Origin of the sequence: Labrenzia sp. PO1, from assembly GCF_012273635.1 — a bacterium.
Taxonomy (GTDB): domain Bacteria; phylum Pseudomonadota; class Alphaproteobacteria; order Rhizobiales; family Stappiaceae; genus Roseibium; species Roseibium algicola.
On record NZ_JAAXCR010000003.1, the window covers coordinates 275,111 to 301,212 of the forward strand.

The 26,102-nt window shown below is 57.1% G+C and carries 22 protein-coding genes and 1 tRNA gene; 10 read left to right on the forward strand and 13 right to left on the reverse strand.

Going from position 1 to position 26,102, the window contains the following annotated elements; genetic code table 11:
- Positions 1–11 precede the first annotated feature (11 nt).
- The 4 genes from hydA to HCG46_RS16305 form a co-directional block, all read right to left on the reverse strand.
- Positions 12–1,469 (reverse strand): dihydropyrimidinase, encoded by a 1,458-nt coding sequence (gene hydA / locus HCG46_RS16290; protein WP_168686812.1) that lies wholly within the window; start codon positions 1,467–1,469, stop codon positions 12–14.
- 69 nt (positions 1,470–1,538) lie between these two features.
- On the reverse strand, positions 1,539–2,309 hold the full coding sequence (locus HCG46_RS16295; RefSeq protein ID WP_168686813.1) for an endo alpha-1,4 polygalactosaminidase: 771 nt from the start codon (positions 2,307–2,309) through the stop codon (positions 1,539–1,541).
- Positions 2,310–2,409: 100 nt separating this feature from the next.
- Positions 2,410–3,666 carry a Zn-dependent hydrolase gene (locus HCG46_RS16300; RefSeq protein WP_168686814.1) on the reverse strand — a complete coding sequence of 419 codons (1,257 nt, stop codon included), beginning with the start codon at positions 3,664–3,666 and terminating at the stop codon, positions 2,410–2,412.
- 46 nt (positions 3,667–3,712) lie between these two features.
- Complete coding sequence (locus tag HCG46_RS16305; protein WP_022998597.1) at positions 3,713–5,041, reverse strand: aspartate aminotransferase family protein; 1,329 nt, start codon at positions 5,039–5,041, stop codon at positions 3,713–3,715.
- A 478-nt stretch (positions 5,042–5,519) separates the two neighbouring features.
- On the opposite strand from HCG46_RS16305, the gene HCG46_RS16310 reads away from it, so the two are divergent.
- The 3 genes from HCG46_RS16310 to HCG46_RS16320 all read left to right on the forward strand — a co-directional run bounded on the left by HCG46_RS16310 (position 5,520) and on the right by HCG46_RS16320 (position 8,780).
- A complete protein-coding gene (locus tag HCG46_RS16310) occupies positions 5,520–6,200 on the forward strand; it encodes a TetR family transcriptional regulator C-terminal domain-containing protein (RefSeq protein ID WP_022998598.1) in 681 nt (226 codons plus the stop codon).
- Positions 6,197–6,658 carry an alternative ribosome rescue aminoacyl-tRNA hydrolase ArfB gene (arfB, locus tag HCG46_RS16315; protein WP_168686815.1) on the forward strand — a complete coding sequence of 154 codons (462 nt, stop codon included), beginning with the start codon at positions 6,197–6,199 and terminating at the stop codon, positions 6,656–6,658. The genes HCG46_RS16310 and arfB overlap by 4 nt, the downstream gene beginning before the upstream one ends.
- A gap of 151 nt (positions 6,659–6,809) precedes the next feature.
- Positions 6,810–8,780: a PAS domain S-box protein gene (locus tag HCG46_RS16320; protein ID WP_168686816.1), complete on the forward strand. Its 1,971-nt coding sequence runs from the start codon at positions 6,810–6,812 to the stop codon at positions 8,778–8,780.
- Between the two features lie 10 nt (positions 8,781–8,790).
- On the opposite strand, the gene HCG46_RS16325 is transcribed toward HCG46_RS16320, so the two are convergent.
- Together HCG46_RS16325 and HCG46_RS16330 are read right to left on the reverse strand one after the other, a co-directional pair.
- Positions 8,791–9,867: a D-alanine--D-alanine ligase family protein gene (locus HCG46_RS16325; RefSeq protein ID WP_168686817.1), complete on the reverse strand. Its 1,077-nt coding sequence runs from the start codon at positions 9,865–9,867 to the stop codon at positions 8,791–8,793.
- 235 nt (positions 9,868–10,102) lie between these two features.
- Positions 10,103–10,597, reverse strand: a complete 495-nt coding sequence (locus tag HCG46_RS16330) for a GNAT family N-acetyltransferase (protein WP_168686818.1) — start codon at positions 10,595–10,597, stop codon at positions 10,103–10,105.
- A 326-nt stretch (positions 10,598–10,923) separates the two neighbouring features.
- Here HCG46_RS16330 and HCG46_RS16335 point away from each other — a divergent pair, with 326 nt between their 5' ends.
- On the forward strand, positions 10,924–11,790 hold the full coding sequence (locus tag HCG46_RS16335; RefSeq protein WP_168687188.1) for an aminoglycoside phosphotransferase family protein: 867 nt from the start codon (positions 10,924–10,926) through the stop codon (positions 11,788–11,790).
- A gap of 244 nt (positions 11,791–12,034) precedes the next feature.
- On the opposite strand, the gene HCG46_RS16340 is transcribed toward HCG46_RS16335, so the two are convergent.
- The 7 genes from HCG46_RS16340 to HCG46_RS16370 all read right to left on the reverse strand — a co-directional run bounded on the left by HCG46_RS16340 (position 12,035) and on the right by HCG46_RS16370 (position 18,484).
- Positions 12,035–12,556, reverse strand: a complete 522-nt coding sequence (locus HCG46_RS16340) for a RecX family transcriptional regulator (protein ID WP_168686819.1) — start codon at positions 12,554–12,556, stop codon at positions 12,035–12,037.
- The gene (locus HCG46_RS16345) at positions 12,546–13,388 is read right to left on the reverse strand and encodes an MBL fold metallo-hydrolase (protein ID WP_168686820.1); all 843 of its coding nucleotides are present in this window, start codon (positions 13,386–13,388) and stop codon (positions 12,546–12,548) included. Before HCG46_RS16345 ends, HCG46_RS16340 begins: the two co-directional genes overlap by 11 nt.
- On the reverse strand, positions 13,385–14,191 hold the full coding sequence (locus HCG46_RS16350; RefSeq protein WP_168686821.1) for a TatD family hydrolase: 807 nt from the start codon (positions 14,189–14,191) through the stop codon (positions 13,385–13,387). Before HCG46_RS16350 ends, HCG46_RS16345 begins: the two co-directional genes overlap by 4 nt.
- A gap of 144 nt (positions 14,192–14,335) precedes the next feature.
- Positions 14,336–15,397, reverse strand: coding sequence for a DNA polymerase III subunit delta' (locus tag HCG46_RS16355; protein ID WP_168686822.1), 1,062 nt, complete (start codon positions 15,395–15,397; stop codon positions 14,336–14,338).
- The gene (tmk, locus tag HCG46_RS16360) at positions 15,397–16,083 is read right to left on the reverse strand and encodes a dTMP kinase (RefSeq protein WP_168686823.1); all 687 of its coding nucleotides are present in this window, start codon (positions 16,081–16,083) and stop codon (positions 15,397–15,399) included. Before tmk ends, HCG46_RS16355 begins: the two co-directional genes overlap by 1 nt.
- 74 nt (positions 16,084–16,157) lie before the next feature.
- Positions 16,158–17,237 carry a D-alanyl-D-alanine carboxypeptidase family protein gene (locus HCG46_RS16365; RefSeq protein WP_209009500.1) on the reverse strand — a complete coding sequence of 360 codons (1,080 nt, stop codon included), beginning with the start codon at positions 17,235–17,237 and terminating at the stop codon, positions 16,158–16,160.
- A 200-nt stretch (positions 17,238–17,437) separates the two neighbouring features.
- Entirely contained in the window at positions 17,438–18,484 is a 1,047-nt protein-coding gene (locus tag HCG46_RS16370) for a septal ring lytic transglycosylase RlpA family protein (protein WP_062488734.1), read from the reverse strand.
- A gap of 859 nt (positions 18,485–19,343) precedes the next feature.
- On the opposite strand from HCG46_RS16370, the gene HCG46_RS16375 reads away from it, so the two are divergent.
- The 6 genes from HCG46_RS16375 (at position 19,344) to HCG46_RS16400 (ending at position 26,101) form a co-directional block, all read left to right on the forward strand.
- A tRNA-Ser gene (locus HCG46_RS16375) sits at positions 19,344–19,433 on the forward strand.
- A 155-nt stretch (positions 19,434–19,588) separates the two neighbouring features.
- A complete protein-coding gene (locus tag HCG46_RS16380; RefSeq protein ID WP_168686825.1) occupies positions 19,589–20,851 on the forward strand; it encodes an MHYT domain-containing protein in 1,263 nt (420 codons plus the stop codon).
- 422 nt (positions 20,852–21,273) lie between these two features.
- On the forward strand, positions 21,274–22,140 hold the full coding sequence (locus tag HCG46_RS16385) for a xanthine dehydrogenase family protein subunit M (protein ID WP_168686826.1): 867 nt from the start codon (positions 21,274–21,276) through the stop codon (positions 22,138–22,140).
- A gap of 31 nt (positions 22,141–22,171) precedes the next feature.
- Positions 22,172–22,672 carry a (2Fe-2S)-binding protein gene (locus HCG46_RS16390; protein WP_031268485.1) on the forward strand — a complete coding sequence of 167 codons (501 nt, stop codon included), beginning with the start codon at positions 22,172–22,174 and terminating at the stop codon, positions 22,670–22,672.
- Positions 22,669–25,089: an aerobic carbon-monoxide dehydrogenase large subunit gene (locus tag HCG46_RS16395; protein ID WP_168686827.1), complete on the forward strand. Its 2,421-nt coding sequence runs from the start codon at positions 22,669–22,671 to the stop codon at positions 25,087–25,089. The genes HCG46_RS16390 and HCG46_RS16395 overlap by 4 nt, the downstream gene beginning before the upstream one ends.
- Before the next feature lie 130 nt (positions 25,090–25,219).
- Entirely contained in the window at positions 25,220–26,101 is an 882-nt protein-coding gene (locus HCG46_RS16400) for a MoxR family ATPase (protein WP_055654321.1), read from the forward strand.
- Position 26,102: the final 1 nt, after the last annotated feature.

Sequence of the window (26,102 nt, forward strand, 5' to 3'; positions counted from 1 at the left end):
GCCGGATTGGATCAGACACCGCTGGCGGGAATGCCGGTGCGTTCCACCTTACGCGGTGCCGTCAGTTCCTTCCACGTGCTTAGCGCCTTGTTGACGGCCTGATACGGGTTGCGGGCGACAAATTCGCCATGACCCTGGCTGTGGTTGACGGTGCCGTCTTCCACCGCAACGCGGCCACGGGTGAGTGTGTAGCGCGGCAGCCCCTTGACGGCCTTGCCTTCGAAGACGTTGTAGTCGATTGCGGACTGTTGGCTGGAGGCGGAGATGGTTTTCGACTTTTCCGGATCCCAGACGACAAGATCGGCATCAGCGCCAACCAGAATTGCTCCTTTTTTCGGATAGATATTCAAGATCTTTGCAATATTGGTTGAAGTGACCGCGACGAATTCGTTGGGCGTCAGGCGACCTGTATTCACGCCATATGTCCACAACATCGGCATCCGGTCTTCAAGACCACCGGTGCCGTTCGGGATTTTGGTGAAATCGCCGACACCGGTGCGCTTCTGATCGGTGGAAAATGCGCAATGGTCGGTCGCAACCACCTGCAAGGAGCCGGATGCAAGACCTGCCCAAAGGCTATCCTGGTGTTTCTTGTCGCGGAATGGAGGCGACATGACCCGGCGTGCTGCGTGGTCCCAGTCGGCGTGCTTGTATTCGCTGTCATCAAGCGTCAGATGCTGGATAAGCGGTTCGCCATAGGCACGGATGCCGTTCTGGCGAGCCCGGCGAATGGCTTCATGCGCCTGTTCCGAAGACGTGTGGACTATATAGACCGGTACCCCAGCCATATCCGCGATCATGATGGCGCGGTTGGTTGCCTCGCCTTCCACTTCCGGCGGGCGGGAATAGGCATGTGCTTCGGGGCCATTGTTGCCTTCCGCCAGCAGCTTTTGCTGCAAGGTGGCGACGACATCGCCGTTTTCCGCGTGCACGAGCGGCAAGGCGCCAAGCTCGGCGCAGCGTGAGAACGAGGCGAACATCTCGTCGTCATTCACCATCAGGGCGCCCTTGTAGGCCATGAAGTGCTTGAACGTGTTGATGCCCTTCTTCTGGACGACGGTCTGCATGTCGTTGAAGACCTGTTCGCCCCACCAGGTGATCGCCATGTGGAAGGAATAGTCGCAATGGGCCATCGATGACTTGTTGTCCCACATCTGCAGCGCTTCCAGCAGCGACTGGCCGGGTGAGGGCAGGGCGAAATCAACGACCATGGTTGTGCCACCGGCCAACGCGGCGCGTGTGCCGCTGTCGAAATTGTCCGAAGAGAATGTGCCCATGAAAGGCATTTCGAGGTGGGTGTGCGGATCGATGCCACCCGGCATGATGTAACAGCCGGTCGCATCCAGGGTTTCGTCACCGGACAGGTTGGGGCCGATTTCGACAATGCGGCCGTCTTCGATTTTCACATCGGCTTCGTAGGAAAGATCAGCAGTTACAACCGTACCGCCCTTGATCACTTTGCTGGCCATTTGTGTTCCCCTTCTCGTTTGTTCACTCGTCCGGTGCGACGCGCCGGAAATTTCCTTCGTTTGCCTGCCTCATGGACAGGTTTGTACCGGTGACGTCAGATCCCGGTCTTTCAGGATCATCGCAATGTTCTGCTGCGCTGCGAATTCGCAGGCTTCTTGAAAGTCTATCGGCCGGTCGGTGTATTCAGCATCGAAGATCGGCTTGCCTGCCCGGACATAGGCGTTGACGTCGTCGCACCATTTGTCCTGAAAACAGCTTTCGGCGATCAGGAAGTCCATGTGGTTGATCAGATCGGCAGTCAGGTCGGGCACATTCTTCTGCCCGATGCCGAGATCGAGAGAATGGGCAATGGCGGCCAGTCTGGCGACATAGGCAACAACGTCGTCTGCGGTGATCGGAAATCCGCTGTCGTTGTCATGAACGTCCATGTTGTCAGGTTCAATCGCGTCGAAACCCTCGTTCTTGCAGGCTTCGAAACGGGATTTCATGATGGGAAGCAGGACATCAAGACGGCGGATATCGAGAAAACGCTCGTCCGGCCAGTCTTCATAGGTTTTGCCGAGCACGTCATCCGGAAATACCTTGAAATCCTCGGAGGTATTTTCCAGGGTTCCGATGCTGACATAGCAAATGGTGCGGACACCTTTTTGCCTGAGAGCTGTCAGGTCATCCGGTGTCACCAGGTCGGGGTGCAGATCCAGAACCCTGACATTCCTGTCGAGATCGACCGGCTCAGTGAGTTGCCAGTCCCAGCTGTCGCCAACGGAAAAGGCAAAGGCAGGTGCTGCTGCCCAAAACTGGGCGCAGACCATTGCCAATGCCTTTCCGTTAAAAGTCATGTTCCTCTCATTTCCCTGTAACGGGCCTCGGTTCAGGTCCGGGGCAGCCAGGTTTTCGCTCAATCCTGTCGCTGACCTGACAGGTTGGCCGATGTTTGTGCTATTCCACGATCCCCGCAGTCTCGACCACCGCGTGGAACAAGACGTCAGCACCCGCTTTCGCCCAATCCTTGGAAATCTCCTCGGCCTCGTTGTGCGACAGACCGTCGACACAGGGGCACATGATCATCGCAGTCGGCGCGACCTTGTTGATCCAGCAGGCATCGTGACCGGCGCCGGAGATGATGTTTTGATGGGAATATCCGAGACGCTCGGCAGCGTTGCGAACCGCCTCGACGCAATCCTTGTCGAATTCTACCGGGTCGAAACCGCCGACCTTTTCAAATTCGACGTCCAGTCCCATGTCATTGCAGATCTTCTTCGCGCCTGTCTTCAGGCGATCTTCCATATCCTTGATAACGGCGAGATCCGGAGAGCGGAAATCGATCGTGAAGACAGCCTTGCCGGGGATCACGTTTCGTGAATTCGGGAAAACCTCGATGTGGCCGGCAGCTCCCACAGCATGTGGAGCATGCGACCAGGCGATTTCATCGACCAGTTCCAGAATACGGGCCATGCCGAGGCCGGCGTTCTTGCGCATGGGCATCGGCGTGGAGCCCGTGTGGCTGTCCTTGCCGGTTACCGTCACTTGCGTCCAGGAAAGGCCCTGGCCGTGGGTCACGACACCAATATCCTTGCCCTCGGCTTCCAGGATCGGACCCTGTTCGATGTGGAGTTCGAACATTGCGTGCATCTTGGTCTTGCGTGCACCGACTTCTTCATCACCAACCCAGCCGATGCGCTTCAACTCATCGCCGAACTTCAAGCCTTCGTGGTCGGCCCGGTCATAGGCCCAGTCCTGTGTATGAACACCAGCAAAGACGCCTGACGCAAGCATTGCCGGTGCAAAGCGAGTGCCTTCCTCGTTGGTCCAGTTGGTGACCACGATCGGGTGTTTGGTCTTGATGCCGAGATCGTTCATGGTTCGGATGACTTCCAGTCCTCCAAGCACGCCGAGAACGCCGTCATACTTGCCGCCGGTCGGCTGTGTATCGAGGTGCGAGCCGACATAGACGGGCAGGGCGTCCGGGTCTGTTCCCGGCCGGGTCATGAACATGTTGCCCATGGTGTCGACAGCCATGGTCATGCCGGCTTCCTCGCACCATTTCTGGAACAGCTTGCGGCCCTCGGCATCGGCATCGGTCAGGGTCTGGCGATTGTTGCCACCGGCAACACCCGGACCGACCTTTGCCATCTCCATCAGACTGTCCCAGAGGCGTTCTGCGTTGATCCTCAGGTTTTCGCCGGGGGCTGCCATGCTTGTGTCTCCTAAAACGTGTCTTTGTCTCTTGTCTTGCCGGGTATCAGTCGATGGCGTTCAGCACGCTGCGCAGCTTGCCGAACAACTCGTCGATCTGTTCCTTCGAAATGATCAGCGGCGGGGACAGGGCGATGATATCGCCAGTCGTGCGGATCAGCAGCCCGTCGTCGTAGGCCTTCAGGAACGCCGAGAACGCCCGTTTCGTCGGTTCTCCTGCAATTGGCGTCAGTTCGATTGCGCCAATCAGACCGAGGTTGCGAATGTCGATGACATTCGGGCAATCCTTGAGCGAATGCAGGCCGTCTTCCCAATATTGAGCAAGGTCAGCCGCACGTGTCAGCAGGCCTTCTTCATCGTAGGTGTCGAGTGTTGCAAGAGCGGCTGCGCAGGCGAGCGGATGCGCGGAATAGGTATAACCGTGGAACAGCTCGATCATGTGTTCCGGGCCGGTCATGAACGTATGATAGATGTCCGATGTACAGAACACCGCCCCCATCGGGACGACGCCGGACGTCAGGCCCTTCGCTGTTGTGACAAGATCCGGCGTTACACCGAAAAAGTCAGTCGCAAACGGTGACCCCAGACGACCGAAACCGGTGATAACTTCGTCGAAAATCAGCAGAATGCCATGCTGAGAGCAGATTTCGCGCAGGCGTTCCAGATATCCCTTGGGCGGGATCAGAACGCCGGTCGAGCCGGCGACCGGTTCAACGATGACAGCTGCGATGGTCGAGGGATCATGAAGCTGAATGATACGGATCAGCTCTTCTGCATATTCTGCACCGTTTTCCGGCATGCCGCGGGAGAATGCATTGCGCTCGGGATCGTGGGTATGGCGCATGTGGTCGACGCCGGTGAGCATCGTGCCGAAGGTCTTGCGGTTGGAGACGATGCCGCCAACCGATATGCCGCCAAAGCCGACACCGTGGTAGCCACGTTCACGACCAATCAAACGGGTGCGAGTGCCCTGTCCGATCGCGCGCTGGTAGGCAAGTGCAATCTTCAGTGCGGTGTCCACGCTTTCCGATCCGGAATTCGTGAAAAAGACATGGTCAAGCGGGGAGGGCATCATGGCCGCGAGACGCGCAGCAAGTTCAAATGCCTTGGGATGGCCCATCTGGAAGGCGGGTGCATAGTCCAGCTCGGCAATCTGCTTCTGGACCGCTTCAACGACCTTGGGACGGGAGTGACCGGCGTTGCAGCACCAGAGGCCGGCCGTGCCGTCGAGAACCTGACGTCCGTCGGCTGTGGTGTAATGCATGTCCTTGGCCGACACGAACATGCGTGGGGCCTGCTTGAATTGCCGATTGGCCGTGAACGGCATCCAGAAAGCTTCGAGATTGTTGGTGGCAGCCTGGCTCGATGCTGACATACGTCCTCCTTGCGACCCTTCATGCTTGAAGCGGCCGACTGTTGCTGATTTGTGATGGAAGGAATAGCACGCGCACTGCGTCAACGGCAGTGCCGACTGCGCTGGTCCTCTCCCCACACTGTTCCCTGGCGTTCCGGATGGGCTTTTGCCTCTTTCCCGTTCGCCTAAATCCTCTGTCTGGCCTTGCAGCCGCCCCGGGTTGCCGGGATTCCCGAGTTGGCCGATGGCTGCCGTTTGTTCAAGACATCCCCATTGCGAGGGACGGATCAATCGACTAGCCTTCTGACCATCTGGTCAATTTACCCTAGGAGGGATTTGACCAAATGGTCAAGATGCAAATCCGGTCGTCATGACTAATTTCTGGTCATTCCCTCCGGTGCTGAACTTGCCAGTTGTGAAATCGGTGTTTTTTCCGGAAAAATGCCGTGTGGTTGGGGTGTAGGGTTGCGACCCTTCGCGGCAGAAGACGGAACGGTAGATGGCGGATTTGGGCGAGCAGACGCAGGCATCCTTTAAATCAGGCGGGCTGAGCCGGATCCAGGAAAAGAACCGATCCCTGATTCTGGAAGCGGCGCTTGGCGAGTTTTCCATGAAGGGATTTTCCGGCGCGACAGTTGAGCGGATCGCTGCGGATGCCGGAATGTCGAAGTCCAACCTGCTCTACTACTTCTCCTCCAAGGAGGCTATCTATAGCGCGACGCTGGCCCATATTCTGGAGGTATGGCTTGCCCCTTTGAAAACGCTCAATCCGGATGGAGAGCCGGCGCAGGAACTGGCTGCCTATATTCGCCAGAAGATCGAAATGTCTGCCAGGTTTCCGGAAGCCTCAAAGTTGTTTGCCAACGAAGTGATGCAGGGCGCGCCACAGATATTGCCGATCCTGCAAACGGATCTGAAGCGTTTGGTGGCCGAAAAAAGTCAGGTGATCGAAGACTGGATCGCGGCAGGCAAGATGCGAAGTGTCGATCCTGTCCATCTCATCTTCACGATTTGGGCAACCACCCAGCATTACGCGGACTTTTCGGTGCAGATCAAGGCGTTGACCGGGAAGGACCTTTCCGACGCGGCCTTCCAGGCCGAAACGGAAGCCGCGGTGACGTCGCTTATCTTGAACGGTGTCGGCCTGAAGTTGCCGACCGAGAGCGATCAGGCGGTATGAGCGGCGAGACGGACGATCCCTTTGCTGCTTCAAAGATTGCAGTGACCGGACGCCTGTTCATCCTCAAGGATGATCTCACAGAAGATTTCATTCGCGCCTCCGGGCCTGGCGGGCAGAACGTCAACAAGGTCTCAACGGCAGTTCAACTTCGGTTCGACCTTGCCGGCAATGAAACACTTCCAGAAGACGTCAAGACGCGAGCGGCGAGGCTTGCAGGCAGCCGGCTGACTCTGGGCGGCGAGATCGTCTTGCAGGCGGATCGGTTCCGGACCCGCGAACGGAATCGGGAAGACGCGTTGGAGCGTTTGCTGGACTTGCTTCGAAAGGCTACGGAAAAGCCGAAACCCCGCAAGGCCACGAAACCGACCCTCGGATCCAAGAAGCGTCGTCTCGACGCCAAGAAACAACGTGGCCAAATCAAGAAAATGCGTGGCCGTTCAGGTGGTTACGACGGTTGAGGGACGGATTGCCATGGGGGGTGTTGGCAGGGCCGTGCTGTGCGTGGATACAGCAACCCTAGATATATTTATCTATAGTTCACGTTAAACAAGATTCAAGAAGATGTCGCTAGTGTAATACGGGAAAACACCTACCTAAAGGCGATTTCTTATGACGTTGTTATTGCCGCAAAGTGACTGGCGAGAAATCGTCGACGCGTTTAGTCGTTCTCAAGCAATCATTCAATTCAAACCCGATGGCACAATTTTGGAAGCGAATGAGAATTTTCTCAGGACCTTCGGGTATTCACTGGATGAAATAAAGGGACGACATCACAGGATGTTCGTCGATCCGGACTATGCGAAGTCGTCCGATTATGAACGTCTTTGGAAAGCACTGGCGAAGGGAGAGTTTCAGTCCGCTGAATTTGCCCGGATTGCCAAGGGAGGCAAGGAAGTCTGGATCCAGGCAACCTACAATCCGGTTATCAGCAGGTCGGGGACCGTTCGGAAGATCGTCAAGATCGCAACCGATATTACCGAGAAGAAACGAAAGGCGCTTGAAGCCCAGGGGCAGATAGACGCGATCAACCGATCGCAAGCCGTTATTCTATTTGATCTGGACGGCACGATCCTCGATGCGAATCCGAATTTCCTGAAGTCGCTCGGTTACGAACTTTCGGAAGTGAAGGGCAAGCACCACAGCCTGTTTTTGGATCCGGAAGATCGGAACAAGCCAGAATACAAGGCTTTCTGGCGCAAGCTTGGAGAAGGGGCTTACCAGAGCGGCGAGTTCAGACGCCGGCATAAGGACGGTAGGGATATCTGGATCCTGGCTTCCTATAACCCGATCCTCGATGCTGCGGGACACCCGTTCAAGGTCGTGAAAATTGCGACCGACGTAACCTCCGAAAAGCTTCGAAACGCCGAATATGAAGGTCAGATAGCAGCAATCAGCCGTAGCCAGGCGATGATTTCCTTCACCAGGGAAGGGATCATTCTCGACGCGAACGAGAACTTCCTGCGTACGACCGGGTATTCTGCCGCTGAGGTGGTTGGTAAACACCACCGCATGTTTGTTTCCCCCGATTACGCACAGAGCAAGGAATATGCCTCGTTCTGGAAGGCACTGGGGGACGGGAAACATACGTCGGCCATCTATCAGCGTTACGGCAAGAGTGGCGCTCCTATCTGGCTGCAGGCGACCTACAATCCGATCTTCGACGCGTCCGGTAGGCTCATCAAGATTACCAAGTTTGCCACCGACGTTACGCAGAACATGAAGTCACGACAGACAGCCATTGCGGCCGCCGAGGAGACACTTGGAACTGTGGAGCAGACAGTTGCTTCTGCCAGGGAAATTACCGGCTCTGCACAAGATGTGTCGCGTGGAATGGACGAGGCGCAGCGGGCGGTCGATGACATGCAAACCCGCTCCGAAGCAGCTGGAAGATCCACCGAAACTCTCCGCAACGCTGCGGCTTCCATGGACGATGTCGTGCAGCTGATTTCGAAAGTTGCGGATCAGATCAACCTTTTGTCTCTCAACGCAACGATAGAGGCCGCCCGCGCAGGCGAGGCGGGACGAGGCTTTGCTGTTGTGGCGAACGAGGTCAAGGATCTCGCGAGCCAGACATCTCAAGCAACAACGCGCATTTTCGCCGAGATCGAGGAGATGCAGACCGTTGCGGGAGCTGTAGATGAAGCGCTGAAGGCCATCCAGTCGTCAATCACCGAAGTGCAGGAACTGGTTCAGGGAACATCAACTGCAGCAGAACAGCAATGCGCTGCGACTGACGAAATCAGCAGCAAGTTGATGCTTGCATCCGAAAATGTTGCGTCCGTCTGCAGCAATCTGGACAATTGGGTCGTCGGCATGGAAAACCGGCGGAAAAGCGAGCGAACCCGCGTTCATCAACATGCCGAAATCAGGTTTGGCGACAATGAGTGCCTGCAGTGTTCGGTGAGGGACATTTCCGAAACCGGAGCACGGCTTCATTTGGCTAATGCCGGAAATGTTCCGAGCCAGTTCACACTTCATTTCAACGATGGAAAGGCTGAAAGAAGTTGCCGCCTTGTGCGCAGGGATGGTGACAACATCGGCATAGAATTCGTGAAGAACGTTCTTGCGTTGAGCGCATGACGGCCAAGTTTCAAATATCCTGTTCTGCCCGGGTAATGCCGTGGGTGATCAGACGATCGATGATCTCCGGATAGCTGACGCCACTTGCAGCCATCGCTTTGGAATACATGCTGATATTCGTAAAGCCGGGGATGGTGTTTAGTTCGTTCAGCAGGATATTCATTTCCTGCGTCACAAAGAAATCGACGCGGGCCATGCCATCGCACCCCAGGGCCCTGAACGCCTTTGCCGCCAGATCCTGCATCCGGCCTTCGACCTCGTGCGGCAAATCTGCGGGCACCTTCAAGGCCGCGCCGTCTTCGTCGACATATTTTGCGTCATAGGTGTAAAAGCCATGGCTTTCGGCAGGAACAATTTCACCCGGCCTGGAGACGAACAGCGTGCCGTCGCTTTCCTCCAGAACCGCGAATTCGATTTCGCGGCCAAGAACGAACTCCTCGGCAAGAAGCTTGTTGTCGTGCTTGAACCCTTCCTTCAACGCGGCCTCAAAGTCGTCTGCCGTCTGAACCTTGCTGACACCGACCGAGGAACCCTGGCGGGCAGGTTTGATGAATACAGGCAAACCGAGTTCACGCTTCAGGAGTTCGAAGTTCGGCACATCGTCCGGCCGAATTGTGAGTGATTTGGCCGTGGGGAGGCCGGCCTCGATGAGAAGCCGTTTTGCAAGATCCTTGTCGAGTGCATTTGCAGACCCTGCGATACCGCATCCAACGAGCGGAACCCGGGCCACTTCAGCAAGTCCCTGTACCGCACCATCTTCGCCATGGAGGCCATGAAGCACGGGAAAGACCGCGTCAAGCTTGGCAAAGTCACGAGGCAACCCGTTTTCATCCATTGCAATCACTCGGCCACGGCCACCTGGAACCGGACAGATTTCAATGCCAGTTGTCGGCCGGCTCAAAAGTCCATTTTCAAAATTGCTCAGCAGCCATTGTCCTTCACGGGTGACGTAGACCGGAACCGCGTCATACTTGGAAGGATCGAGCGCGTTCATGACATTTGTGGCGGAAAGGACCGAGACTTCGTGTTCCGCAGATCGCCCGCCAAACAGGATGGCTACACGCAGTTTTTGAGAAAGTTGGGCCAAAAAAGGTCTCCGATAGAATCGAATATGCAAATCAAAAGCTGCATCAGCGATAGCGCGATATTGTGGCTACGCAAAGTCTGGCTGGCGGCGTACTCGGGTCCAATTCACTGAGACGGTTTGGGCGCACGATAAGTCAGTGTTGTTAGCAAATGGCACCGTTTTGCCAGGACGAAGGAGAGGGGGCAGGGATGGCATCTAGAAACACCATGCTGCCCGGAAAAACCAAACGGGCGCCTTAACTTGATGAACTGGCCTTCATGGGGAGTATCAAGCCCCATTGTGTCGCCTTAGAGGTACCAAACACTTCAAAGCCTGCCTTCTCATACGCTGAAATGGCACGAGTGTTGTCCGGGTGGGGATCGGTCGCAACGACCGGAACGCCGGCCTCGAACAGTGTCTTCAGGTGCTGCGAGATAAACGCAGGGCCGTGCCCTTTACCTGTCATGTCTGCTTCGCCGATGTACTGATCAATTCCCCGAGATCCCTTGGGTAGCGAGAAAAAGTGGTGATCTTCCCAGTCGTGAACGCTGTAGTCCTGCAAGTAGGCGAAGGGGCGCTGGGTTGTCTCAACAATCCAGCGCTTGACCCGAGTGTCTTTGAGTTTTTGCGCAGTAAAGGGCTCGGCCGTGTCCCACCACTTACGGACATGCGGTCGCGACTGCCATTCCGCCAAGAGAGGTAGATCTGCCGGGGTCACTTCTCGAAAAGTGTAACGTTCGCTTGCTGACATATCAGAACAATATCATACAGACATAAGCACCGGCGTCAGGCGCGTCGATACTGTGTGCGGTTCAGACTAGCTGCAAGAAGTGCAGTGTTCTTCGGCGAATAACCCCGTAATAACAGTGCTTTATGGATTTCTGCGGGAAGGGGTGTCCAATCCGGATCTGTGATCTGCCGGACATGGGGGCGTCGTTTGACGCAGATCTTGAAGTGGCGCAAAAGCCAAGTTCACCCGGCAACGTCTTCTTTTCCGGGGTGCATTTGGCTGGCATAAGATGCTGATTTGATTAGAGTTAATGGTAAGATTTGATTGGAAAAGCAACCGTGGACAATATGGAAATCGACCGAAACACAGTTGCGCTTCTCATACGCCAGCAGTTTCCACATCTTGACCATCTACCAATTGAACCGGTTTCCAAACAGGGCTGGGACAACGCCACCTTCAGGCTCGGTGATGCTCTTTCCGTGCGTCTGCCACGAAATGAATCCTATGCCGAAGCAGTGAATAAAGAAGCGCATGCGCTGGCTGTCTTGGGTGAGCATCTGTCCGTTGAAATGCCGAGTGTCGTCGCTGTCGGCCAGCCAAGCGAGACGTTTCCGCTACCGTGGTCGATAAGGCGTTGGGTCGAGGGAGATACACTTGAAAGCGCTGACGGTGTAAATCCGGAAACAATCGCAGTTTCGCTTGGCAAAGCCCTGTGTGATTTGAGAACGATCGTTACGGCTGGCGGGCTCCTTGCAGGCAAGCACTCATTCTATCGGGGTTGTCATCCCAGCGTTTACGGCGACGAAGTTCAAAAGAGTTTGGATATCCTCGGCAGCAAGGTGGACGCAATGCGGTGCCTTGAAGTCTGGCAGCGTGGCATGACGTCGGCCTGGACGGCCAGGCCTGTCTGGTACCACGGAGATGTAGCGGTCGGAAACATCATCGTCACCAAAAGCGTCGTCAAAGCTCTCATAGATTTCGGAACCTGCGGTATCGGTGATCCTGCCTGTGACTTCGTTATGGCCTGGACGTATTTCGATTCCGAAAGTCGGAAGCTTTTCCGGGATGCGTGCGAGGTAGATGATCAGACCTGGCAACGGGCCAGAGCATGGGCGCTTTGGAAAGCTCTGGTTTGCATGTCCGGTCTTTCAAGCCCGGACACCGATGGAACGCAAGCCAAAGCTCTGCAAGCTATCTGCAATGACCTCGACTAGCCAACACAGCCAAGGTCCAGCGCTTGAGCGGTGGTGAGAAAGCCCGATAGGTGACATTTGTTGCTGGGAAGGTGGAGGGCTCCCAATCCACATCACTAATTCGCATAATCAATATTATGGAACATTTATAGCTGAGCGTGTTTGCCATGCTTTGCCAATGCCTTAGTGTCGGATCCGGTTGGCGTTACCTGTCAGTTTGTGTTGCGGAGCGTCATTCCGCCCGTCAGTCGTGCTGTCGTAAAGATCAATCGCTGTCGTCCGCGTCGATCACCTTGCGAGCGATTTCAAAGGAAAAGCCCGCCCGGCACATTGCAGCCAGATCCTTGTCGCGCCGGTCATCTCGCGTTCGTGTGGTTCTGTATTGTCCAAGCCGTCTGCGTCTTGCGAAGATCCGAGCGGCTTCCTCGTCGCTGCGTTCGTCTTGTGCCAGCACCGTGTGTATCGTTTCTCTGTCAACGCCTTTGGCAGCCAACTGAGCTTCGATTTTTCGCGTTGAGCCACCGCGGCGCCGTAGTCCAGCAGTCTTGGTTTCCGCGTAGGTCTTGTCGTTGACGAGACCCGTCAGAACGCATTTTTCAACGACCGCATCAATCAGGTCGGCATAGTCGGCCGGATCGAGCTCCAGGCTCATGCAGGCTTTCAAAACCTTGCGTTCAAGAACCTTGCGAAGATTGGCGGCCGATGTCGCATAGCGTTCCAGGTAATGAAGCGCAGACTTGATCAGCCGATCTTCCGTCGGTTGTTTGTAGCGTGGCTTACCAGCCATCGGTGGTTAGAGCGCTTTCTTTGCCTGCTCCTGTGTCTTCAACGGACAGGAGCATACCATCATAGGCAGGTTCTATGGTTTCAGGCAGTTCCGCTGACAGGACTTTGTAGTCCAAGTCATTGTGAAGATTGGTGAAAATGGTGCGTTTGGGAGCAATTCTGGAAGTCCAGGACAGCGCATCCGCCAGGCAGAAATGGCTTGGATGAGGTCTGCGGCGCAAGCAATCCAGGATCAGAAGATCCAGGTGTTTCAACTGGTTGAGGCTGTTATCCGGAATGTCCGAGACATCGGGTATGTAGGCTGTGTCACCAATACGAAATCCAAGTGCATTGATCTCTCCGTGGACAACCTCGAAAGGTTCGAAGGTGATCGGACCGCCGTTTCCCTCAATGGTGACTGGTGTATCCGGACGAAGATCACGGCGTTCCAGTATTGGCGGATAGTTGGAGCCTGCCGGTGTTTCAAAGCAGTAGCTGAACGCTGTGAGTGCCCTCGCGCTTGTCGCTTCGTCCATATAGACGGGAACTCTTTTGCCGGATTGCACCCAAAAGGCCCGCAAATCGTCGATACCGTGCAGATGATCGGCATGCGAATGTGTATAGACAACCGCGTCCAGGTGCTTGACGTTGGCAGCCAGCAATTGCGACCTGATGTCGGGTCCGCTGTCTATCAACACGGTTGTGCACTCGTTATCCACACGCTTTTCCACAAGAAGCGCACAGCGGCTGCGGCGGTTCTTCGGTTCACCGGGATCGCAATCGCCCCAATCATTGCCGACACGCGGCACGCCTCCGGAAGAGCCGCATCCTAAAATGGTCAGCGTCAAGGTCATGAAGCAATCGCTTTTGTCTGCGGGTTCTGACGAGGCACCTTGCTGAAGAGCCTGAAGAAATTCTCTGTGGTCTGCCGAGCTATCTCTTCTTCCGAAACGCCCCTGGTTTCCGCCAGAACCGCTGCAGTCATCGCTGTATAGGCTGGTTCGTTGCGTTTGCCGCGTCTCGGCTGCGGTGCGAGATATGGGGCGTCGGTTTCCACCAACAACCGGTCAGCCGGCAATTCTCGGGCTATGTCACGGATCTCTTCCGAGCGCTTGAAGGTCAAAATTCCGGAAAAGGACACATAAAGGCCAAGCTCTATTCCGGTCAGTGCAAGCTCTCGGCCGGACGAAAAGCAATGCAGCAGGGCCGGGAAGGCCCCCTTCCCCATTTCTTCGCGCAAGATGGCTGCCATATCGTCATCCGCGTCGCGTGAATGAATGACCAATGGCAAGCCGGTGCGCCGTGCGGCTTCTATGTGGATGCGAAGGCCTTCCGCCTGTGCATCGCGCGGGGCCTTGTCATAGAAGTAGTCGAGACCGGCCTCGCCGATGGCGACCACCTTGGGGTGGTTCGCCAATTGCACGATTTCATCGGCTGGAATGTCGCGCTCCGTGCCGGCGTTGTGCGGATGGGTGCCAACCGAACAATAGACTTCCGGATATTCCTCGGCGATTGCCAGAACCTGGTCAAACTTGCGGATGTGGGTACAGATGGTGACCATCAGTTCCACGCCGGCCGTCTTGGCCCGCGCGATCAGATCGGCACGTTCGCCGTCAAAATCCGGGAAATCGAGATGGCAGTGGCTGTCGACAAGCATTGAGGATCCAAGTGAGTTTGATCGGTATGGCGCATATAGGTGGTACTGCCGCCTTTTAACAAAAGAATCGGGGCTTGCCCAAGTCACGAACTCTCGCTCGTGACGATTTCCAATCTGTGTTGCCGCCTGGTGGGCCTTGACGGGTCAGGCTGCGCGCAAAGCGAAGAAAAAATCCAGCACGACCTGCTTCTTGTCGAGATTGAGCGCGTCCGCATCCCGGATCGCCTTGTTCATTTTTTCCCAGATCTCGACGATCCCGTGTGCGTCACGCACACCCTTGCCAAGATCCCGGCGCATACGGTCATGCAGCCAGATCTGAACGATGTGCTGGAAGCTTTCCCAATTGTCGGATTGGCCGCGTGCGGCCACCAGATCCGCCAATGCATGTGCAGCGGCAAGATCGAGCTGTTGCGGACGGTCGGCGAGCTGACGAACGCCCTTGGCTATTGCAAGACCATCTCCCGAAAGCAAAGTGATGGCAGATCGCAAGCTGCCGTCGGCTGTTTGAGCGAGTTCACGAAGGTCATCCGCCGAGGCAACCGATCCGCCAGACAGGTCCTGCAGGCCCTGACCGACCTCCTGCTCGCTTAAGGGATCCAGATCGAGGCGCCGGCATCTGGACCGGATTGTCGGCAGCAGCCGGCCTGGCGCATGGCTCAGCACCAGGAACAGGCATCGTTGCGGTGGTTCCTCAAGGATCTTCAGGAGCGCGTTGGCGGAACTGATGTTCATGTCGTCCGCAGCATCGACAATGCAGATCCGCCAGGCCTTGGCGGATGCTGTGGTACCGAAGAAGGAAACGGTTCTGCGCACCTCATCTACCGGCAGGTCGGCTTTGAACCGTTTGGATTTCTCGTCCCAGGGTCGACGCAAATGCAGAATGTTCGGATGCCCGCCAGCCTTCAGCTGTCGGGACACTGGATGGTCGGGCACAACCGCAAGGTCGCGCGCGGCGGCAACCTGCTGTCCGAATCTGTCCGGATTTGCGATCACGAAACGCGCGAAACGAAAGGCAAGCGTTGCCTTTCCGATCCCCTTTGGACCACCCAGGATCCAGGCATGATGAAGCCGCTCGGACCTGTAGGCGTCCAGAAGAGCCTGTTCCGTTTTGGTGTGTCCGATCAGGATGTCCCGCTCATGGGGCAACGGATAGCCAGGAAGAGCATCAACTTCAGGAATGTCGATCGGTGCATTGGCACGGGCCATCAGTGCGCCCCTTCAGCAGTGACGCCCGATGCGCCGCCTTCATTCAGGTCGCCGGCAAAGGTTTCCTGCACGGCATTGCGAATGGCCGTTTCGACCTCGGCAGGCTCCTTGGCACCGTCGATCACGGCAAATCGGTAGGATTCGCTCCTGGCGAGTTCGAGGAAAAGTTCACGTCTTCGCTGATGGACCTTGAGCTCTTCCCCTTCGAACCTGTCCGGGCCGCCGCTGTCATCCGTGCGAGAACGTTTCGCCACACGTCCAAGCCCGACTTCTACCGGAACGTCGATGAGGATCGTCAGGTCGGGATAGATGCCGGCAACCGCGGCCGTTTCCAGCAGTTTCAGATAGTCGCGATCGACGCCCGCCTCGCCCTGATAAACCCAGGTCGAATCGGCGTAGCGGTCGCAGAGAACCCAGTCGCCACGCTCCAGCGCCGGTTTGATGGTGGTATCCACATGGTCCGCGCGTGCCGCGGCGAAAAGCATTGCTTCGCCGCGAGGACCGAGGTCCTTTGCGCCGCCAGACAACAGCATTGCACGGATCTTCTCAGCCCCTGGCGAGCCGCCTGGTTCGCGGGTTACGACAACGGATAGCCCCAGACCTTCAAGATAGGTTTTCAGGCGGGCGATCTGGGTCGATTTTCCGGCCCCCTCGCCACCTTCAAAGGTAATGAAATGTCCTGGCACCCTATCCCGGCTCCGCTAGTTCTTGTTGGTCTTTGTCACCGGCTTTAGCAGCAATTGCAATCTTTGTGCACCGTTTACCCGATCCAGCCGAACAGCAGCTCCTGCAGGCCGTCCAGAGCCCTGCCGATCATGGTGCCTTCCGCAACAGCGCCACCGGTTACCAATGGAGAGCGGTAGACGACCCCATCCTTGCCGATTACCCGGATTTCGCCAACCTGCTCTCCAGCGTTGACTGGCGCGGGGAGCGGTCCGTTGTAGATAACGCGTATCCTGTAATCGAGTGTGCCACCTCGCGGCAGCAGCACGTCAACGCTTTTCTCGGATACCAGCGGAACACTGCTGGTCACACCGCCAAACACCCGACCGTCCGCAACAACATCGCCCGCTGAAAACAATGTCTGAACGGAAAAATACTCCCAGGCGCCTTCGATGACCTCCTTGAGTGTCTGAAGGCGGTGTTTGTCCGACGAAAGACCCGCAACCGCAGCAATAACTCTGCGTCCATTCCTGTCCACCGAACCGAGGCCGGAATATCCTGATTCTGCATCATTGCCGCCGCCGAGGCCATCAAGGTTGCGGATTTCACCAAGCAAGGGGTTCTTGTTGCGCTGGAAAATCTTGTTCCAGGTGAATTCCGGGATAGCGAACATCGGATAAAGATCCGCGTGGTTCTCCAGAATGTACTCCGCAAGCCTTGCCTGATCACGGACAGTGGTCTGGCTTGGGACTTCCGGATAGCCAGTCGGGTTGCCGAAGCGGCTGTTCTTCATGCCGATGGATAGCGCGAATTCGTTCATGCGCACAGCAAACGCTTCTTCGGACCCGTCCAGGCATTCGGCAAGCACGATGGCGGAATCGTTGCCATTGTGAACCAGCAATCCCTTGAGCAAGTCTTCAACCGAAATATCGGATTTGATGGCGGCGAACATTGTGGCACCACGACCCGAGGGAGCGCCGCCGGTTCGCCAGGCGTGTTCGCTGACCTTGCAAGTCTGATCAAGCGAGAGATCGCCGTCTTTCACAGCCTTGAAAACCGTTGCGGCTGTCATGACCTTGGCGAGAGCGCCGGGAGCGAACGGCTGGTCAGGTTCCTTGGCAAAAAGGATTGTGCCGGAGCCGGGCTCATAGAGGAAAGCCATCGGAGCTTTCGTCACGATTGTTTCGGCTGCATTCCCTGGAAGAGCGAACGCAGAGACCACAAAAAAAGCAGAAAGCACCCCTCGCCCTACAAGGCGACGAGACGCTTTCAAAAATCCGGATACAGAATATGCGGAGGCCATGAACCGCTTGCCCTATTTATAGATTCAGGCGCGGCGTGTGGAAGATGCCGGACCTACTCCGGGTTCCGGGCCGATTAGCCGTCGTTTTCCAGTTTGACCACCAGCTCACGCATCGAAAGGCCCGTGTCGGCCACATTTGAAAGCAGCGAATGCGCGTCGGAAATTCGGCGGTTCGCAGCAAATGAGGAAATTGCACTGCCTGACACGAGACCTGCGGACGTTCCCGGAGCCGGGACGCGCAGCACGCCGAGTGTTCCTTCCGCAGGTGCAAGACCCGGAGCGGAATAGGCCGATTCGACCGGCTCGAAGCGGTTGTTGGACGCAACTTCGATTGTCGGCTTGCCGGCTTCGAATGCCTGTGCCGGATCGAAGGCAACCGTCAACGTGGTCTGTTTCGCACGGAAAGCCGTGGTCGTGGATGCGGTGGTCAGATAAGGACGTGCGCTTGGCGCCGGAACAGCCCCGAAGGTGACCTGCGGTGTGATTTGCTGAGGCGCAACCTGCTGCGGCTCGGCCTGTGCCAGCATTGTGCCCGGCATTGTCGCGCCAGGTTCGACCGCACCAGGGCCACGGTAAGAGGCCATAAGGAAGCCTTCGTCCTGTCCGTGCAGCGGTGCACGACCGACGTACTCGACCTTTACCTTGCCGATGCCGGCGCTCTTGGTGCCAAGCATCGTTGCGGCACGCTCAGAGAGGTCGATCACGCGGTTGCCGTGGAATGGGCCGCGATCATTGACGCGAACGATCATCGAGCGGCCGTTTTCCACGTTCGTCACGCGGGCATAGGACGGCAGCGGCATCGTCGTGTGCGCAGCGGTAAGGGAGTTACGGTCGAAAACCTCGCCGTTGGCTGTCTTGCGACCGTGGAAAGTCGGTCCATACCAGGAAGCCAGGCCGGTCTTCTTGTAGTCCGGATCTTCCTTTGGATAGTACCACTTGCCGGCAATCTTGTACTTCTTGCCGACGATATAGCGTCCACCACCCTTCGGCACGGGTTGGCCTTCAGCAACCATTTTCGGGCTGCCTTTAACACCATATTTTTCCGGGCTGAATTTTGATTTCTGCTGCTGCGGCGCGGTGCTGCAGGCTGCCACGGCCGAAACCGCTGCCGCCACAATCAATCCCGTGCGCAACTGGGCGCTGAGTTTCCGTGCAGGACGCGATTTACCATCAAGCGTCACAGCTGGTTCCCCTGAAGACGTTCCTGCCACCTGGTTTGTCACCCGGCAAGATTTCCCGCCTGTCCCTTGCATACTGCCGTCCTACTCACTTACGCGCTGGCGGCCCCGCAGCTCACGCGATCATTCCGGCGTGTGGTTCGGTCCACACCGGTTTTCAAGGCATTGTTCCGATCTTCAGATCAGTCCCCGCAAGACGCACTAGCCCCCGCTGCACATCCCGCATATGCCCTTGTTAAAGCGTAGTTTTATTACTTCAAAGTAAACTGCCCGTCGAGGCCGCCGCGTTGCCCAAATTCAACTCTCCACCGGATTCAGGCGACCCGAGGTTCATTTCTCAAAGGCTGTTTGTTGTAACAGTCTGAAATATATGACTAAAAACTGCGTCAATTTGCCTGCTGCCGGCTGTTGCGCGCAGGACACAGGTGAGAAGAAATCGTCATTCGGATCAGTTGTGACGTACATCACATTCAGACCTGTCAAATCAGCCTAGGGTGAACTCATTGCTGATGACCGCCCTGTCACAGCAATGCTGGACCCCACCTCCAGCTTCGGCCGCCGGTTCAAAACCCTGCCCACGACACCGGACCGGCGGCCCCTACCCTTTGGCGATGTTCCTGCGCCCGCACTGCCCGTCCTGCCCCTGTGTGCAAGCGGCGCGGGAACATCCCAAAGGAGCTTGATTTCCCCGCACATCCACACGATTTCGCCCGCCTGAACTTCATGCTGGTGATTCCGGCTTGACTTTCCCAGTGAGAAAAAGGAAACGGTTTGCACAGCCGGGCCGCCAAGGCGCCGGCATGGTGAGGTGGCCGAGTGGTTTAAGGCAGCGGTCTTGAAAACCGCCGTGCGTGAGAGCGTACCGTGGGTTCGAATCCCACCCTCACCGCCATTCTTTTCCCAGCACATTTCAAATTGATCCCGCCGCTCGTGCACGTGTGCATTGGTATCACGCGTAATTTGATGCAGATTTCTCTTTCCCCTATCATCTGATCCGGAGGAACCGTCGCTTGTTGCGGCGGCGGCTACTGGGAGGAGATAGCCGGCATGTCAGTGATGCACGAGCCCTGGCTTGTTGCGCTGTCCCTGGTGATGGCCTTTCAGGGCAGTTTCGTGGGCTTGAACCTTGCCGTTCAGGTTCGCAGCGCGATTGACCCGAGACGTCGGCTGTTGCTTGCAGGGGCAGCATTGACCGTCGCCCTTGCCATCTGGTCCATGCATTTCGTCGGAATGCTGGCAGCCCGTCTGCCTGTCGCCGTTGATTTTCTCGTTCTGCCGACACTGCTGTCGTTTCTCGTCTGTGTACTCGTTGTCGGCGTTGCTGTTTTCGCAGCGAGCAATGCGCGGCTGACTCCGATTCGCCTCGGCCTTTCCGCCTTCGTCATGGGAAGCGGTATCTGCACCATGCATTATCTGGGCATGTATGCCCTGCATGGGTCTTTGCGCATGGAGCATGACCCGGCCTACGTTTTTGCAAGCTTCCTGATTGCCTTCAACGCAGCTGGTCTCGCCATGTGGCTGTTGTTCGGTCTTGGCCGACGTCCTCCTCTCGTCTTTTCTGCAGCTGTGCTGGCGCTTGCGATTTCAGCCATGCACTACACGGCGATGGCAGGATTGACCTATGAAACGCTAAAACCGGTTTCAGGTACTCTTGCGCCGGCCCTGAGCCCCGGAATGCTAGCAATTCTCGTGTCCTGCGTTGCATTTCTGGTGTCGGGGCTGTTCCTTCTGGCGCTCGTTCCCACCCAGGAAGACCAGACCAAGGACGGCATGGTCAGGAACCAGCTGCCAGAGGAAGAGCAGCGAGAGGCACGTGAAGACAGGCAGAGCCAGTCAGCGCAAGCCACAATGACTGTTGGCAGCAAATCCGCATCTGGTTTGCAGGCGGCGGCTCAAGCGGTTCGGCCTGGTCAGCCAATTGGCAAGGGAATGTTGCCAATCGAGCGGGACGGACAGAAGACCAAGATCGGCGTGCTGGACATATATGCCATTCACGCGGACGCTCATTACACGCGTCTTTATGATGGCAGCAGAGAATTCTTCTGCCCTCTTTCCATCAGTGAAGCGGAACAGCAGCTTGATCCACGCACTTTCAACCGTGTCCACCGAAGTCACATCGTCAATCTCAGCCGCGTTGTCAGCTACAAGCGCTCCGGTGACGGCGGTGTTCTTATCCTTGCCGGCCAGGCGGGGCAGAGTGTTCCTGTCAGCCGGTCTCGTTGGGGGCGAGTGAAAGCGCGATTGAAGGCGCTTGGGCAAAACAGGCATCAAAGCCACGCGGGCCATGAACAGCCCGCTGCCGCCCAATAATCAGATCATCGGTTAGGTTCACTTTCGGTGTTGCAGTGCATGCAAGGCCGTAAAATACGCCGTTCGTGCAAATGGGCATCAAGCGGACACTCTTCATGGTGGTGGTATTTGCGGCTTGGGCTCCTGTTGTAAGCTATTGTAATTACCTTGCTTTCTTGAAAGCATTTCATTTTAAGCCGTGAAATGCGTCAGAAGAGCTGTCGCAGTTCGTGCAGGACAGCACGTCATCCGTGTGGCCAGACAGGCTGTTTGTGCAAGCGTTCTTGAGTGTGCGCCGCACTGTTCCGCACCCTTCTCAAACGTGAACAATTCGGCCGCTTCCAGCGTCCGGATACGACGTTGCCGGTGAAAGGCGAAACCAATCGCTTTTCGGGAAGATCGGCATCCGGCCCAGAGGTGGCCGGCAGAGGGAGGAGAAAGACGTGATACCTGGTGCATTCACCTATCACCGGCCATCGTCCGTGGCGGAAGCTGTCGCGATCCTGGTCAGCCATGGCGACGAAGCGCGGCCACTGTCCGGTGGCCATAGCCTGATCCCCATGATGAAGTTGCGCATGGCAGCGCCGGAACATCTGGTCGACCTTGGTGGCATTGCCGATCTCAAAGGCATTTCCGACGACGGCGGCACGATCACCATTCGCGCCATGACCACGCAGCATGAGCTGATCGCCTCGGATCTCTTGGCGTCAAAACTGCCGATCATTCGCGAAACGTCGCTTCTCATTGCCGATCCGCAGATCAGATATGTCGGCACCCTTGGCGGAAATGTCGCCAATGGCGATCCGGGTAACGATATGCCGGCGCTGATGCAGTGTCTGAATGCGACCTATGTTCTGACCGGGCCGGACGGCGAACGAGAAGTGCCTGCACGCGACTTCTATGAGGCGGCCTATTTCACGGCACTTGCGCCTGAGGAAATTCTGACAGCCGTTCGTATACCCGTCCCGCCTGCAGGGCATGGCTATGCCTATGAAAAGCTGAAGCGCAAGGTTGGCGACTATGCGACAGCCGCAGCTGCGGTGGTCCTGACAATGGAAGGTGGCAGTGTGTCCTTCTGTTCGATTGCCCTCACCAATGTCGCGGATACACCGCTTTTTGCGCAGGAAGCCGGAGAGATTCTGGCTGGTTCGACGCTCGATACGGCAACCGTTGCCCGCGCGGTCGCGGCGGCTGAGGCGATCACCGAGCCCGCTTCGGACGGACGTGGACCTGCAGAATATCGCACCAAGATGGCAGGCGTGATGTTGCAGCGGGCGCTCGCAAAAGCCGCATCGCGCGCATCCAGCTGAACCAGGATCGAGGGAAACGACTATGAGCGATATTGAACAGATCCCGGTCACCATGACCATCAACGGCAAGAAGGTGCAGCGTTTTGTTGAACCGCGCACGCTTCTGATCCATTTCCTGCGAGAGGACCTCAACCTCACCGGGCCGCATATCGGTTGCGAGACCTCTCATTGCGGTGCCTGCACGGTTGAGCTGAACGGTATGTCCGTGAAGTCCTGCACTATGTTTGCCGTTCAGGCAGACGGCGCGGAACTGACCACCATCGAGGGCATGGCCAATGCGGATGGTACCTTGTCCGCGCTTCAGGAAGGCTTCCGGCAGATGCACGGGCTGCAGTGCGGCTTCTGCACCCCGGGCATGATCCTGCGTGCACACACGCTGCTGAAGGAAAACCCGAACCCCACGGAAGAAGAAATCCGCATGGGCATTTCGGGCAATCTTTGCCGCTGCACCGGTTACCAGAACATCGTCAAGGCGATCCAGTACGCCGCTGCGAAGCTGAATGGTACTGAATTTCAGGAGGCTGCAGAATGAACGACATGACCCCGACACGGGAACAGCGCGAAGCCGCCCTGGAAGGCATGGGCTGCAAGCGCAAGCGTGTGGAAGATATTCGCTTCACGCAAGGCAAGGGCCAGTATGTCGATGATGTGAAACTGCCCGGGATGGTGTTCGGCGATTTCGTCCGTTCGCCCTATGCCCACGCCAAGGTTACGAAGATCGACGCGTCCGAAGCGTTGAAACTGCCCGGCGTGATCGCCGTCCTGACGGCGGAAGACCTGAAAGGCGTCAACCTCGCGTGGATGCCGACACTCGCCGGTGACGTGCAGATGGTGCTGGCCGCTGGCAAGGTGCTGTACCAGAACCAGGAAGTCGCCTTCGTGGTGGCCGAGAACCGCTACATCGCCGACGATGCCATTCAGCTGGTGGAAGTCGAATATGAAGAACTTCCCGTCCTGACGGACCCTTTCAAGTCGATGGATCCGGACGCTCCGGTTCTGCGGCCTGATCTCGACGGCAAGATGGAAGGCGCCCACGGGCCGCGCAAACACCACAACCACATCTTCACCTGGGAAGTTGGCGACCAGGAGGAAACCGACAGAGCCTTTGCTGAAGCCGATGTCACCATCAAGGAGCTGATCTCCTATCACCGGACGCACCCCTCACCGCTCGAAACCTGTCAGTGCGTTGCATCGATGGACAAGATCAAGGGCGAGTTAACGGTCTGGGGAACGTTCCAGGCACCCCATGTCATCCGAACGGTGGCCTCTCTACTCTCGACTATTCCGGAGCAGAAGATCCATGTGATCGCGCCGGATATCGGCGGCGGTTTCGGCAACAAGGTCGGGGCTTACCCCGGTTACATCTGTGCCATCGTTGCCTCCATCGTCACCGGAGTGCCGGTGAAGTGGGTCGAGGATCGGATGGAGAACCTTTCGACGACGTCCTTTGCTCGCGATTATCACATGACCGCGGAAATCGCTGCGAAGAACGACGGTACCGTCACTGGTCTCAAAGTGCATGTTCTGGCTGACCATGGCGGCTTTGATGCCTGTGCCGATCCGTCGAAATGGCCGGCTGGTTTCTTCAACATCGTCACCGGGTCCTACGACTTCCCGGCAGCGCATCTGGCTGTCGACGGGGTCTATACCAACAAAGCCCCGGGCGGCGTCGCCTACCGCTGTTCGTTCCGCGTAACGGAGGCGGCCTATTGTATCGAGCGGGCGATGGATATCCTGGCCCAGAAGCTCGACATGGATCCGGCGGACTTGCGGATGAAGAACTTCGTCAAGCCGGAGCAGTTCCCCTATCACTCGGCCCTTGGCTGGGAATATGACAGCGGCGACTATCACACCGCCATGCAGAAGGCGATGGACACGATCGGCTACCGCGAGCTGCGCGCTGAGCAAAAGGCCAAGCAGGAAGCCTTCAAGCGCGGCGAAACCCGCGAGATCATGGGCATCGGCGTGTCGTTCTTTACCGAGATCGTCGGTGCCGGACCGTCGAAGAATTGCGATATCCTCGGTGTCGCAATGTTCGACAGTGCGGAAATCCGCGTGCACCCAACCGGCTCGGTGATTTCCCGCATGGGCACCAAATCGCAAGGCCAGGGGCATGAAACCACCTGGGCGCAGATCATCGCCACGGAAATCGGTATTCCGGCCGCCGATATCATGGTGGAAGAAGGCAACACGGATACCGCGCCCTACGGTCTGGGAACCTATGGTTCACGCTCCACACCTGTCGCTGGTGCCGCGATTGCGCTTGCGTCTCGCAAGATCCGCAACAAGGCGCAGATGATCGCGGCGCACATGCTGGAAGTTTCCGAGTACGATCTGGAATGGGACGTGGACGGGTTCCAGGTGAAAGGCAATCCGCAGGCACGCAAGTCCATGAAGGAGATTGCCTGGGCTGCCTATCACGCCCCGCCACCGGGCATGGAACCGGGTCTTGAAGCGGTCAGTTATTATGACCCGCCCAACATGACCTATCCATTCGGCGCCTACCTCTGTGTAATGGATATCGATGTCGACACCGGAGTTGCAAAGACACGGCGGTTCTATGCGCTGGACGACTGTGGAACCCGGATCAACCCGATGATCATCGAGGGACAGGTCCACGGCGGTTTGACCGAAGCCTTTGCCATCGCGATGGGTCAGGAGATCCGCTACGACGAGATGGGCAACGTGCTGGGGGCGTCCTTCATGGACTTCTTCCTGCCGACAGCTGTCGAGACACCTCACTGGGAAACGGATTTCACCGTCACCCCCAGCCCGCATCATCCGATCGGGGCAAAGGGCGTAGGCGAAAGCCCGAATGTCGGCGGTGTGCCGGCCTTCTCCAATGCGGTGAACGACGCCTTCAAGTTCCTCGGATCGACCCATATCCAGATGCCGCATGACGCCTGGCGTATCTGGCAGGCGGCCAAGGACCTGGGTGCGCACGCATAAAGCACTTCTTACCGCAGGCTGGCTCCTCCGGGACAAAGCCTGCGGTGACGTTCCGATCGTCCTCTCGTGACTGATTCTGGATCAGCACCTGAAAGACGATGGATGCGACCTTCTCACCGAACGGACCAGCATGACCCAGACCAAGGATCAGATAGCGCTTCAGCTCGCGGATGCCGGTTACATCGCGGACGAAGGTCTTGCGACGGCACTTCTCCTGACCGGAATGCTCGGGCGGCCACTGCTTCTGGAAGGTGAAGCCGGTGTCGGCAAGACGGAAGTGGCGAAGGCTCTGGCGCGTCTTGAGAACACCGATCTTATCCGCCTGCAGTGCTATGAGGGCCTCGACCGTTCTGATGCCATCTACGAGTGGAACTATCAGCGCCAGCTTCTGGCCATCAAGGCGCGGGAAGGATCTGGCGACAGTGCAGAAACTGTCGAGGAAGCGATTTTCTCCGAGAAATATCTTCTGGAACGCCCCCTTTTGGCGGCCATCCGAAAGGACGTGCCGCCGGTTCTGCTGATCGATGAAATCGACCGGGCAGATGAGGAGTTCGAGGCATTCCTGCTTGAGATCCTGTCTGACTTCCAGGTGTCGATCCCGGAACTCGGAACGGTTCAGGCAGTTACAATCCCACGCGTGGTTCTGACCTCAAATGGTACACGCGAACTGTCGGACGCATTGCGCCGGCGTTGCCTTTATCATTTCGTCGATTACCCCTCGCCCGACCGCGAAACACGAATTCTGCTGGCGCGTGTCCCGGATCTTGATGCTGCTCTCGCCCAACAGATCGCCGAACTCATGAACAAACTGCGCAAGGAAGACCTCGTGAAGGTTCCAGGCGTTGCCGAAACCATAGATTGGGCGGCGGCTCTTCTCGGCCTAGGGGCCAAAAACCTGCAGGAGAGCCGGGAGCTTGTCTTTGAGACGCTGTCTTGTGTCCTGAAAACCCGGGAGGACAGTGCCCGTGTCAGCCGCGAAGTTACCGACAGGTTGCTTGGAAAGGTGGCTTGAG

Excerpts from the sequence above, each read along its gene's own strand:
- HCG46_RS16380 (WP_168686825.1), top strand. The coding sequence starts at position 19,589 with ATGTCAGTGATGCACGAGCCCTGGCTTGTTGCGCTGTCCCTGGTGATG.
- arfB (WP_168686815.1), top strand. The coding sequence starts at position 6,197 with ATGAGCGGCGAGACGGACGATCCCTTTGCTGCTTCAAAGATTGCAGTG.
- HCG46_RS16400 (WP_055654321.1), top strand. The coding sequence starts at position 25,220 with ATGACCCAGACCAAGGATCAGATAGCGCTTCAGCTCGCGGATGCCGGT.
- HCG46_RS16295 (WP_168686813.1), bottom strand. The coding sequence starts at position 2,309 with ATGACTTTTAACGGAAAGGCATTGGCAATGGTCTGCGCCCAGTTTTGG.
- HCG46_RS16305 (WP_022998597.1), bottom strand. The coding sequence starts at position 5,041 with ATGTCAGCATCGAGCCAGGCTGCCACCAACAATCTCGAAGCTTTCTGG.
- HCG46_RS16355 (WP_168686822.1), bottom strand. The coding sequence starts at position 15,397 with ATGGCCCGTGCCAATGCACCGATCGACATTCCTGAAGTTGATGCTCTT.
- HCG46_RS16320 (WP_168686816.1), top strand. The coding sequence starts at position 6,810 with ATGACGTTGTTATTGCCGCAAAGTGACTGGCGAGAAATCGTCGACGCG.
- HCG46_RS16335 (WP_168687188.1), top strand. The coding sequence starts at position 10,924 with ATGGAAATCGACCGAAACACAGTTGCGCTTCTCATACGCCAGCAGTTT.
- HCG46_RS16330 (WP_168686818.1), bottom strand. The coding sequence starts at position 10,597 with ATGTCAGCAAGCGAACGTTACACTTTTCGAGAAGTGACCCCGGCAGAT.
- HCG46_RS16300 (WP_168686814.1), bottom strand. The coding sequence starts at position 3,666 with ATGGCAGCCCCCGGCGAAAACCTGAGGATCAACGCAGAACGCCTCTGG.
- hydA (WP_168686812.1), bottom strand. The coding sequence starts at position 1,469 with ATGGCCAGCAAAGTGATCAAGGGCGGTACGGTTGTAACTGCTGATCTT.
- HCG46_RS16310 (WP_022998598.1), top strand. The coding sequence starts at position 5,520 with ATGGCGGATTTGGGCGAGCAGACGCAGGCATCCTTTAAATCAGGCGGG.
- HCG46_RS16345 (WP_168686820.1), bottom strand. The coding sequence starts at position 13,388 with ATGACCTTGACGCTGACCATTTTAGGATGCGGCTCTTCCGGAGGCGTG.
- HCG46_RS16395 (WP_168686827.1), top strand. The coding sequence starts at position 22,669 with ATGAACGACATGACCCCGACACGGGAACAGCGCGAAGCCGCCCTGGAA.
- HCG46_RS16350 (WP_168686821.1), bottom strand. The coding sequence starts at position 14,191 with ATGCTTGTCGACAGCCACTGCCATCTCGATTTCCCGGATTTTGACGGC.
- HCG46_RS16340 (WP_168686819.1), bottom strand. The coding sequence starts at position 12,556 with ATGGCTGGTAAGCCACGCTACAAACAACCGACGGAAGATCGGCTGATC.